This window comes from Xenorhabdus sp. XBWT, from assembly GCF_059072735.1.
This window is the reverse complement of record NZ_CM180990.1, coordinates 1,701,239-1,712,428: the sequence shown is the minus strand read 5'-3', so window position 1 is coordinate 1,712,428 and position 11,190 is coordinate 1,701,239. Positions and strand designations below refer to the sequence as shown.

Below are 11,190 nucleotides of genomic sequence, written 5' to 3'. Positions count from 1 at the left end.
TGATTATAATAAAACCAATTTATATCAATTATATGAATATGTAACCCTCATAACGCTCACCAAAAAAATAATAAAAACAAGATTAATTTCACAAATCCAGCATAACTGCTTTTTACAAAGTTGCACAAAGTTGCAACATAGCAGATATTGTCACGTAACTTGGTTAAGTCTTGCCTATTAAGGAGTAAGAATGGGTAGTACCACTATGGGCGTGAAGCTCGATGAAGCAACGCGTAATCGTATCAAAGCTGCTGCACAACGAATTGAACGCACACCACACTGGCTGATTAAGCAAGCCATTTTCAATTATCTTGAACGTCTGGAAAATGAGGAAAAGATCCCAGAAATATCAGCGAATCAGGATAACAAAGAAGAAAAGATTTCCGAAGAAGAATCACCTATTGAGGCACCTTATCAACCATTTCTGGATTTTGCCGAGCATATTTTACCCCAAACGGTGAAACGTTCTGCAATTACCTCAGCCTATCGCCTGCCCGAAACACAAGCTGTCCCGATGCTGCTGCAACGTGCGCAACTTTCAGAAGAACAAGCTAAGGCGACTCACAAACTCGCTTATTCCATCGCAGAAAAACTACGTCAGCAAAAACAAGGTGTCGGGCGTGCAGGTTTAGTACAAGGATTGTTGCAGGAGTTTTCATTGTCTTCACAGGAAGGTGTAGCACTGATGTGCCTTGCCGAAGCTTTGCTGCGTATTCCTGATAAAGCCACCCGTGACGCACTGATCCGCGACAAAATCAGCAACGGTAATTGGCATTCCCATTTAGGCCAAAGCCCCTCTATGTTTGTCAACGCTGCAACATGGGGATTGCTGTTCACCGGTAAGCTGGTATCTACCCATAATGAAGCCAAGTTATCCAACTCTTTGAATCGCATCATCAGCAAGAGCGGCGAGCCATTGGTACGTAAAGGCGTGGATATGGCAATGCGCCTGATGGGAGAACAATTTGTTACAGGGGAAACCATCGCTCAAGCTCTTGCCAATGCCCGTAAGCTCGAAGAGAAAGGGTTCCGTTACTCCTATGATATGCTGGGTGAAGCCGCCCTGACCGAGGAAGATGCACAGGCCTATATGGTTTCCTATCAGCAGGCTATCCACGCTATTGGCAAAGCTTCAAATGGGCGCGGCATTTATGAAGGGCCGGGGATTTCTATCAAACTTTCTGCTTTGCATCCCCGCTATAACCGCGCCCAGTATGATCGTGTTATCGATGAACTCTATCCACGCTTACTCTCTCTGACCTTACAAGCGCGTCAGTACGATATTGGTATCAATATTGATGCAGAAGAAGCCGACCGTCTGGAAATTTCTCTCGATTTGCTGGAAAAACTCTGTTTTGAACCGAAATTGGAAGGCTGGAACGGTATTGGGTTTGTCATTCAGGCTTACCAGAAACGCTGCCCGTTCGTCATTGACAGCATTATTGATTTGGCACAGCGCAGCCGCCACAGGTTGATGATCCGTCTGGTGAAAGGCGCTTATTGGGATAGCGAAATCAAGCGCGCTCAAACTGATGGTCTGGAGGGCTATCCGGTGTATACCCGCAAAGTCTATACCGATGTATCTTATCTCGCCTGCGCCCGCAAACTACTTTCCGTGCCAAATTTAATCTATCCACAATTTGCTACTCATAACGCTCACACTTTGTCTGCTATTTATCATCTGGCCGGACAGAACTATTATCCGGGTCAATATGAATTTCAGTGTCTGCATGGAATGGGTGAACCGCTTTATGATCAAGTCGTTGGTAAGATCGCTGACGGCAAACTCAATCGTCCATGCCGTATTTATGCACCAGTGGGAACACATGAAACATTGTTGGCCTATCTGGTACGTCGCTTACTGGAAAACGGTGCCAATACTTCATTCGTCAACCGCATAGCAGATACTTCACTGCCAATTGATGAACTGATCGCAGATCCCGTGAAAATCGTACAGGAATTGGCACAAACCGAAGGGCAAATCGGTCTGCCACATCCTAAGATCCCTCTGCCACACGATTTATACGGCAAAAACCGTGTTAACTCCTCAGGATTGGATCTTTCCAATGAACATCGTTTGGCTTCTCTTTCTAGTGCGTTGCTGAGTTCATCAATGGAAACATGGAACAGTGAACCACTATTGGGTGGTGATTACCAACACAAGGGAGAGTTACCTGCTACCAAGCCTGTCAGCAATCCAGCTAAGTTCTCCGATTTGGTGGGTTACGTACGAGAAACCACCGAGCAAGAAGTCAGCCATGCATTGAATGTCGCCACCGATGCCGGTGCAATTTGGTTTGCAACACCACCGTCAGAACGTGCGGCAATTTTAGTGCGTGCGGCTGAGTTGATGGAAAATAACCTGCAATCACTGCTCGGTATCTTAGTCCGTGAAGCGGGTAAAACTTTCAATAATGCGATTGCCGAAGTGCGCGAAGCTGTGGATTTTCTCCATTATTATGCGGGGCAAGTCCGTCAAGATTTTGCCAATGATACACATCGCCCGTTAGGGCCTGTGGTATGTATCAGTCCGTGGAACTTCCCTCTGGCAATTTTTACCGGGCAAATCGCCGCTTCTTTAGCAACAGGCAATAGTGTTCTGGCAAAACCCGCAGAACAAACACCATTGATTGCCTCCGTTGCAGTGAAAATGCTCCATCAAGCAGGCATTCCCCGTGATGTGCTGCAATTATTGCCGGGGCAAGGAGAAACCGTAGGAGCATCACTGGTTGGTGACGAGCGCGTACGTGGCGTGATGTTTACCGGTTCTACTGAAGTTGCCAGCTTGTTACAACGCAATATTGCCGGTCGTCTTGATGCTCAAGGGCGTCCAACCCCATTGATTGCGGAAACCGGCGGGTTGAATGCCATGATAGTCGATTCTTCTGCCTTGACCGAACAGGTTGTCACCGATGTTGTTGCCTCCGCTTTTGACAGTGCAGGCCAACGCTGCTCTGCCCTACGTATTCTATGTATTCAGGAAGACGTTGCTGAAAAAACTATCACCATGCTGAAAGGCGCAATGGCTGAGTGCCGGATGGGGAATCCTGAGCATTTATCGACAGATATAGGCCCTGTGATTGATGCAGAAGCGAAAACCAACATCGAACGCCATATCCAAACTATGCGAACCAAAGGCCGGATGATTTATCAGGCAGTACACGAAAATGACACCGACAATCAGGAATGGTTACAAGGTACTTTCGTCAAACCAACGCTTATCGAGCTGGAAAGTTTTGACGAAATGAAGAAAGAAATTTTCGGTCCTGTTCTGCATGTCGTACGTTTCAAGCGTAATGAATTAGAGCAGTTGGTGGATCAGATTAACGCTTCGGGTTATGGCCTGACATTGGGCATTCACACTCGCATTGATGAAACCATCACACAAGTGACTGGCAAAGCTAAAGTCGGCAATTTATATGTCAATCGCAATATGGTTGGTGCGGTTGTCGGCGTACAGCCATTTGGTGGTGAAGGTCTGTCAGGCACAGGGCCAAAAGCGGGCGGGCCTCTGTATTTGTATCGCTTGCTGTCACAGCGTCCTGTCAATGCAGCCAGTCTAACATTGGAACGTCAGGATGCAGAATATGAGCTGGATTCCAAAATTCGGGTTGCTCTGCACTCCCCCCTCAACAAACTGGCAGACTGGGCAACTGCACAAAACAATGATTCATTGAAACAGCTCATTCAGGAATACAGCTTGCTGGCACAAGGTGGAACAACACGTTTATTACCGGGACCAACCGGAGAACGCAATACGTATACCCTGTTGCCTCGAGGCCCTGTTCTGTGCCTCGCTGATAATAAACAAGATGCTCTGGTACAATTAGCGGCAGTACTTTCCGTTGGTTGTCAGACTATCTGGGAGAAGAATGAACTGCATCAAGAGTTGCAGCGTCAATTGCCGGAGGAAATTCACCGACATATTCATTGGGTCAACGATTGGCAAAAAGAAGACACAATAATGGAAGCGGTTATTTATCACGGTGATTGCGATCAATTACGTCATGTTTGTGAAGCGATTGCACAACGCAAAGGACCCATTATTTCTGTACAGGGATTTGCCCGTGGTGAAACCAATCTGCTGCTGGAACGTTTGCTGCACGAGCGTTCATTAAGTGTTAATACGGCAGCGGCAGGCGGTAATGCCAGTTTAATGACAATTGGCTAATAATATGTTGCCAAAGTAAATGGCCTAACATTAATTAGCTAGAAAACATTATTAAGATTAAATTATTATAAATATATAACCATATTAAATATAGAGGGGAATGCGTGACAATCGCATTCCCCCTCTAGAATCTTTTCAATCCAACTGACTTTATATATAGGATATATCGGCGTAGTTAATCAATGACCGCTCTGTTGCCAGCTCAGATATTGTTCGTATTTACGCAGCGCAATATTGTAATTGCTGAAAGCAGACTGAGACAGTTTCTCGCTGAGTTGTTCCTGAATTTTTTCAGGCGTAAACTCATTAGCCGGATAATTACTTGAAGTCAGTAATTCATCCAAACGCCTTAAGCGAACCACATACTCGCGTACTGTACTATGGCTCATCTCCGTTTGTTCAAACAAATACTGCTTAAATGACATAATGTCGAAATAATCAGTCTGGCTATTGCAATAAATTTCACTACAAAAGCGGCACAACGCTACAAATTTACCCTGTAACTCATTCCAAGTTTTGTCATCCACCAAATCAGTCATCTCAGAAATAGCTTCTTTATTGATGACCTGACCGTTAAATACTAGCGAAATACGGTCAAGGGTTTTATGACAGTGCAAACAATGAGTCTGACTATGTTTATAGTCTTTAATATAACGGCTGAGAGGCCGTTTCTTTTGAGTTGTAACAGACATAAGAGATAAAGCCCTGTGTATAGTCTTAACAAAAAACAAATAAGCAAAAAGTTACTTCTCTGGATTCAAACGCGCCTTCAGCCTTTTTATCGCTTGGCTGTGAAGCTGACTTACGCGGGATTCACCCACATTAAGCACTGCGCCGATCTCTTTAAGATTAAGTTCTTCCTGATAGTACAACGTCAGAACCATCTTTTCCCGTTCAGGCAGCGATTCAATAACATCAATTACCCGCTGACGAAGATCACCTTCCAGTAATTGTTGGAGAGGATTTGTCTCATGCTCTTCCCCAACCACTGGTTCACAACTTTCACCGTGAATTTCGTGCCATTCGTTATAAGAAAACAGTTGACTGTTATTTGTGTCTAACAGTATTTGCCGATATTCTATCAGATTAATCTTTAATTCTTTAGCAACTTCCTGCTCACTGGCTGGACGGCCTAACTCTTGCTCAAGTTTACGGATGGTCTGCGTGACTTCACGTGCGTTACGCCGCACACTACGCGGAGCCCAATCACGGCTCCTCAGCTCATCCAACATTGCACCTCTGATGCGTTGTACCGCATAGGTGGTAAACGCGGTTCCCTGCATGGAATCAAAACGCTCCACTGCATTAAGTAAGCCTATGCCACCAGCCTGAAGCAAGTCATCGAGTTCTACGCTGGCAGGTAATCTTACCTGTAGCCTCAATGCTTCATGGCGAACTAGTGGTACATAGCGCTTCCAGAGGCTATTTTTGTCCATCACGCCTTCGGCGGTATACAAATCGCTCACAACAACAGACACCTTTGGATAAGAGACTGGATACCATTATCCAATCCCCTAATCGGTACAATCGTTTGAACAATGAAGTAAAAGCACTTCTTTTTCACCTATGCGAAATTTTTGATGTCCGCCCAAATGCATAGCAAGTTTCAGGCTGTCCTTGACAATTAACAAAAAATAAGGATCGGCAAACCGATCCTTATTTTATAAGCGTTGTTTATGCAGGTTACCCTGCATAAATGCTCAACCGGAAAATAAAAATTAACGCAGAAGAGACATAACAGTTTGTGGGATCTGGTTCGCCTGACCCAGAACAGCGGTACCAGCCTGTTGCAAGATCTGACCACGGCTCATGTTGGAAACTTCAGTTGCGTAGTCAGCGTCTTCGATACGGCTACGAGCAGCGCTCAGGTTGTTAACCGTGTTATTCAGGTTGTTAACAGTGGATTCCAGACGGTTTTGAATTGCACCCAGAGAGCTGCGCAGATTGTCAACTTTAGAGAGTGCTGCATCCAGAGTTTTCAGTGGATCTTTGGATACTGTAGGCGTTATTGCAGCACCAGCTGTTACCACACCAGTTTTATCATCAATCGTAGCGCTATGGTAAACAGTTTTTCCAGTTGTATTGTCTTTGGCTTCCAACACATATGCATCAGCTCTAACAGCACCCGTAGCATCAACAGCTTTATGTATCTTCGCTTCAGTAGTATTGAGGTTATTAGCACCTATAGACGCGTGAGTATATGTAAGATCATGAAATGTACCAGCCTTACCTTTCTCTTCGATTTTCGTTATTGTTTCTCCCTTTGGCACATCAGGAGTCACAGAAAACTTATCCAAACCCAGTTCTTTGCTATTAATTTCTTTCAGATCGATTTCGATAGTTTCGCCATCGTTAGCACCGACCTGAATTTTCATTTTAGTATCTTCTTTCAATACTTTTACGTTGTTGAACTGAGTTTGTTCAGAGATACGGTCAATTTCTTCCATACGTTGTTTAACTTCTTTCTGAATAGAATCCAGATCGCTCTTAGAGTTGCTGCCGTTTTGTGACTGAACACTCAATTCACGGATACGTTGCAGGTTGTTATTGATTTCGTTCAGAGCACCTTCGGTAGTCTGAGCAATAGAGATACCATCGTTGGCGTTACGGGAAGCCTGATTCAAACCTTTAACGTTAGCGGTAAAACGGTTAGCGATCGCTTGACCAGCAGCGTCATCCTTCGCGCTGTTAATACGTAAACCAGAGGACAGGCGCTCAATAGCAGAACCTAAAACGCCTTTAGATCTAGTCAGGTTGTTCTGAGCCAGCAGAGATGAATAGTTAGTATTGATGACTGATGCCATAGTAGAGTTCCTTTTTAAAATCAAGTCGATGTAATTAGTTTGAGCTTATATGCTCACGGTGTTCATCACCGCCAACAGTTTTATCGACCCCTCAAAAAAAACCTTTAATATTTCTTGAAAAAAGTTTTTTATTTTTTTCTCTATTTTCTCCGATAACCCAAACAGCGCCTGTTCTCATCAATTATTCCCCCCATCAAAAAAATCATTTTGTCAGTAAACTTTTCGCAAATTAATCCGATAACATGTCCAGTGATGCTTTACTAATAAAGGAGTCAACATGGCTAGCATTTCCTCATTAGGAGCCGGGTCCGGGATGGATATGGGTTCTATACTGGATAAACTTCAGGCAGCAGAAAAAAAACGTTTAGAACCATTAGCACAGCAACAAACCAGCTATAAAGCGAAACTGACCGGTTTTGGTTCGTTGAAAGGAAGTTTAGAAAAACTTAAAACAGCTTCCGAAGAACTAAAAAAATTCGATAAGCTCAATACCACTAAAACAAGTGAAGATCATAAAACATTTATCCCGAGCACCGATTCTAAAGCCAGCCCGGGTAACTATGAAATTGAAGTTCAACAACTTGCAAAGGCTCAGTCTCTGCAATCTACCGAAGTTTCTGGTGTAAAAAAACTTCTGGGGGAACAAGGTAAAGGTACTCGTACCATTATCATCACCCAACCAGGTGAAAAAGAACCAATGAAAATTTCCCTGAAAGATGATGAAACTTCTCTGGTTAAGATCCGCGAAGCCATCAATAAAAAAGAAGGCAATGTTAATGCCAGCATTCTCAAAGCGGACGAAAACGGTACAGAAGAAGACAGTAAAGGTTGTTTGATCCTGACCTCAAAAAAGGCTGGCACAAAATCCGTCATGACCATCAAAGTTGAAGGTGATGATAAGTTGGGAAAATTGCTGAACTATACTTCTGATAGCAAAGGTGGTGGCTCTGGTGCAATGACACAAAAAATAGGGGCTACCAATGCAAAATTAACCGTTAACGGTATCCCCATTGAACGCCAGACCAATGAAATAAAAGATGCACCGGAAGGCGTTATTCTGAATCTGAAAAAAGTTTCTGAAACAGAAAAAGTTATAGACGAAAAAGGCAACGAAAAGACAAAGATAAAGCCAGAGACACTGGTCGTTTCCCGTGATATCGAGCCAATGAAAAAAGCAATCAAAAAGTGGGTTGATTCTTATAACGAATTACAAACCACTTTCGATTCACTGACCAAATTCAAACCCGTCGGAAAAGGGGAAGCGGCTTCAAAAGACAATGGCGCCCTGCTTGGTGACGGTACATTAAAAGGTATTCAAAGCCAGTTAAGACACCAACTCGTTGCTGCACAAGATGTTGCTGATATCGCCACTTTAAATAAACTGGGCATTAAACAGAAATTAGATGGCACACTGGAAATCAGTAATGAAAAACTGGAAAAAAACCTAAAAGAAAAACCGGCTAACGTTAAGGCTTTCTTTATGGGCGACGGTGAAAAAACTGGTTTTGCAACCCAGACTTATAATATTTTGAAAAAAACGCTGGATAGTCACGAAGGAACTATCGCCACAGCAACCGAAGGCATCAACAAGCGTCTGAAAACAATTGAAAAGCAAGTTGAAAGAACGAATGATAATATTGATGCCACGATGGAGCGCTATAAGCGTCAATTTACAGAGTTAGATAAACTTATTAACTCACTGAATAACTCAACTTCATCTCTATTCCAGCTTTTAAGATAATAAAGGACATTATGTATCAACGTTCGGCAAGCCAGTTATATGCTCAAGTAGATCTTGAGAGCGAAATTATGAATGCCTCTCCTTACCAGTTGATTCAGATATTGTTCAATGGGGCGCTCAGCGCCCTACGTCGTGCAATTATTCTGATGCAACAAGGCAATATCCCAGAAAAAGGTTTAGCTATTTCAAAGGCAATCAATATCATTGATAATGGTCTCAAAGAGGGATTAGATTTCGAGAAAGGCGGCGAAATTGCCCAGAATCTCTTTGCATTATATGAATATATGAGTCGCCGCCTGCTCCAGGCTAATTTACGCAATGATGAGAAGGCTATTACCGAAGTGATTGATTTACTTACCGAGATATCAGATTCTTGGCGGCAAATAGATCCTCATTACAACGCCAGTCAGGATATTGTTTAATGAAAAATGATCTGGATCTTTTGTCAGCTTATCAGCAGATCCTTAGTTTAAGTGAGCAAATGATTGATTTAGCTAAAAATGGAAAGTGGGATGAACTTGTTGAGATGGAGATAACTTATCTGAAGGCAGTAGAAGTGGTTACTTTATTATCAGAAGGTTCAGACGTTCCCATTTCATTACAGCAGCAATTAACCAAAATTTTGCAAACTGTCTTGGATAATGAAAAAGAAACTAAGAGATTGTTGCAAAAACGGTTAGATGAACTCAGCGACCTGATTAAACAGGAAAGCTGTAAACAACTGTTACATGATACTTATGGACAGTTTCCTGTCAGCGACTATGAAATGGAGTTAACTACGACGGAACCAAAATAAATGTAACAACGGCACCAGTGATTTTATTTTCATAATCGCACTGATCAAAATGTCATTCATTTTTCATTTCAGGTGGTGTCAATTCGTCACCATCACTTTTTTGGTTAATCTAACTCGGCATTTTATTTATAATTTGCAAACAATCAAGAGAAGTTAATTGTTTTTGTTAACAAAAAATTAACCAACAATTGATAACGGTGCCTTTTCATGCGAATAACGGGAGATATCATCACCACATTCTATCGTTAATTAAATCACTTATTATGTTAAAAAATAATATAATTAATATTGTTTTTATTTCTATATTATTAGTCCCCGAAATGGGTTTTTCTTCAGTAGATGAAGATTTGAATTATTGTGCTAAAACGGAATCATGGGTAGCACAAAAAGTCATACAGAACGCTGCTGAAGAAAATAAACAACTTGATCCGTATAATGCGGTATCAATATTGATCGCCAGATACCCGCTGGCAAAAAACGCGTTACCGATAACACTTTCAGCTTGGGGGCAGCTTTATACCCAAACTATAGAAATATCCATTCCTTTTATTGATAAGCAAAAACCCCCTATGATTTTTATCGCTGCCTCGATTATTTCGGCGGAAGAATGTTCATTAACTGAACCGTCTTATATTGATATTACACCTGAGAGTTGGGTTATCCCCACTCCTTTCATTAAAGATAAATGAACCGAGATCTGTGAAATGCCTCTCAGGGCCGATAGATTATTGACAAATAGATTGCGGAGAAAAAATGATAGATGTGTAATCATAAAAAAACCAAAAGAGGTGGTTATGACCAGTGATATTCTGCAAGCACTCACTTTACTAAAATCAAAAAAATGGGTTGATCTGACACACAGTTTTGACAAAGACTCACCTCATTTTCTTATGTTTAACCCTGCTGAGTTCAAAACACTTTTTGATTACAAAAATGGATTTTTTGTCCAACAATTCACCTTTCCCGGTCAATATGGCACACATATTGATGCTCCCTGCCATTTTGTTCCTGATGCCCGTACCCTTGATGAACTGGAATTGCAAGAATTGGTGTTACCTTTAATAGTTATTGATCAGTCAGAAAGAACCCAGCAAGATCCTAACTTTTCATTGTCTAAAGAAGATATTCTTAAATTTGAAGATGAACATGGCATCATAGAAGCAGAAACTTTTGTCGCCTTAAGAACAGACTGGAGCAAACGCTGGCCATCTCAGGAAAAGATGGATAATAAAGATGTACAGGGAAATAACCAAATCCCAGGATGGGGAATAGATGCCTTGAAATTTTTATTTAAAGAGCGGAGAATCAAGGCCATCGGACATGAAACCTTCGATACTGACTCAGCCAAAGATTTTAGACAGAATAATGCATTATTGGGTGAATATTATGTATTGGAGCAAGATACCTACCAAATAGAACTTTTGACTAATCTGGAAGAAATTCCTGTTCGTGGAGCAATAATATTCAATATCGTAGCTAAACCTAAAAACGCATCAGGCTTTCCGGTACGTTCATTTGCTATAATACCGTAATTTATTCAGCATATTTTTTTACAAAAAACACATAACCAATTCATTGAGCAACTTTATTAAATAGTATGACATCCGATTTATAACTAAAATCATATTTAGAGTCTATCCCTGTAGGGGTTATAACAAATAAAACAGGCTGATAGACT

Annotated in this window: 9 protein-coding genes; 6 read left to right on the top strand and 3 right to left on the bottom strand. The window is 42.0% G+C overall.

Features of this window, described 5'->3' with window-relative positions; all coding sequences use genetic code 11:
* Positions 1 to 190 precede the first annotated feature (190 nt).
* Positions 191 to 4,171 carry a trifunctional transcriptional regulator/proline dehydrogenase/L-glutamate gamma-semialdehyde dehydrogenase gene (putA, locus tag AC5JQI_RS07720; RefSeq protein WP_493914279.1) on the top strand — a complete coding sequence of 1,327 codons (3,981 nt, stop codon included), beginning with the start codon at positions 191 to 193 and terminating at the stop codon, positions 4,169 to 4,171.
* A gap of 179 nt (positions 4,172 to 4,350) precedes the next feature.
* On the opposite strand, the gene fliZ is transcribed toward putA, so the two are convergent.
* The 3 genes from fliZ to AC5JQI_RS07705 all read right to left on the bottom strand — a co-directional run bounded on the left by fliZ (position 4,351) and on the right by AC5JQI_RS07705 (position 6,975).
* Positions 4,351 to 4,863 carry a flagella biosynthesis regulatory protein FliZ gene (fliZ, locus tag AC5JQI_RS07715; protein WP_319926851.1) on the bottom strand — a complete coding sequence of 171 codons (513 nt, stop codon included), beginning with the start codon at positions 4,861 to 4,863 and terminating at the stop codon, positions 4,351 to 4,353.
* A 51-nt stretch (positions 4,864 to 4,914) separates the two neighbouring features.
* Positions 4,915 to 5,637, bottom strand: coding sequence for an RNA polymerase sigma factor FliA (locus tag AC5JQI_RS07710; protein ID WP_493914278.1), 723 nt, complete (start codon positions 5,635 to 5,637; stop codon positions 4,915 to 4,917).
* Between the two features lie 252 nt (positions 5,638 to 5,889).
* On the bottom strand, positions 5,890 to 6,975 hold the full coding sequence (locus AC5JQI_RS07705) for a FliC/FljB family flagellin (RefSeq protein ID WP_493914277.1): 1,086 nt from the start codon (positions 6,973 to 6,975) through the stop codon (positions 5,890 to 5,892).
* Positions 6,976 to 7,252: 277 nt separating this feature from the next.
* On the opposite strand from AC5JQI_RS07705, the gene fliD reads away from it, so the two are divergent.
* The 5 genes from fliD (at position 7,253) to AC5JQI_RS07680 (ending at position 11,044) form a co-directional block, all read left to right on the top strand.
* A complete protein-coding gene (gene fliD / locus AC5JQI_RS07700) occupies positions 7,253 to 8,716 on the top strand; it encodes a flagellar filament capping protein FliD (protein ID WP_493914276.1) in 1,464 nt (487 codons plus the stop codon).
* Between the two features lie 11 nt (positions 8,717 to 8,727).
* Positions 8,728 to 9,138 (top strand): flagellar export chaperone FliS, encoded by a 411-nt coding sequence (gene fliS / locus AC5JQI_RS07695; RefSeq protein WP_493914275.1) that lies wholly within the window; start codon positions 8,728 to 8,730, stop codon positions 9,136 to 9,138.
* A complete protein-coding gene (gene fliT, locus AC5JQI_RS07690) occupies positions 9,138 to 9,512 on the top strand; it encodes a flagella biosynthesis regulatory protein FliT (protein ID WP_493914274.1) in 375 nt (124 codons plus the stop codon). The genes fliS and fliT overlap by 1 nt, the downstream gene beginning before the upstream one ends.
* A gap of 263 nt (positions 9,513 to 9,775) precedes the next feature.
* A complete protein-coding gene (locus AC5JQI_RS07685) occupies positions 9,776 to 10,201 on the top strand; it encodes a hypothetical protein (protein WP_493914273.1) in 426 nt (141 codons plus the stop codon).
* A gap of 105 nt (positions 10,202 to 10,306) precedes the next feature.
* The gene (locus AC5JQI_RS07680; protein WP_493914272.1) at positions 10,307 to 11,044 is read left to right on the top strand and encodes a cyclase family protein; all 738 of its coding nucleotides are present in this window, start codon (positions 10,307 to 10,309) and stop codon (positions 11,042 to 11,044) included.
* Positions 11,045 to 11,190: the final 146 nt, after the last annotated feature.

Coding starts and splice junctions, on each gene's coding strand:
- putA (WP_493914279.1), top strand. CDS start 191: ATGGGTAGTACCACTATGGGCGTGAAGCTCGATGAAGCAACGCGTAAT.
- fliZ (WP_319926851.1), bottom strand. CDS start 4,863: ATGTCTGTTACAACTCAAAAGAAACGGCCTCTCAGCCGTTATATTAAA.
- AC5JQI_RS07705 (WP_493914277.1), bottom strand. CDS start 6,975: ATGGCATCAGTCATCAATACTAACTATTCATCTCTGCTGGCTCAGAAC.
- fliD (WP_493914276.1), top strand. CDS start 7,253: ATGGCTAGCATTTCCTCATTAGGAGCCGGGTCCGGGATGGATATGGGT.
- fliS (WP_493914275.1), top strand. CDS start 8,728: ATGTATCAACGTTCGGCAAGCCAGTTATATGCTCAAGTAGATCTTGAG.
- fliT (WP_493914274.1), top strand. CDS start 9,138: ATGAAAAATGATCTGGATCTTTTGTCAGCTTATCAGCAGATCCTTAGT.
- AC5JQI_RS07685 (WP_493914273.1), top strand. CDS start 9,776: ATGTTAAAAAATAATATAATTAATATTGTTTTTATTTCTATATTATTA.
- AC5JQI_RS07680 (WP_493914272.1), top strand. CDS start 10,307: ATGACCAGTGATATTCTGCAAGCACTCACTTTACTAAAATCAAAAAAA.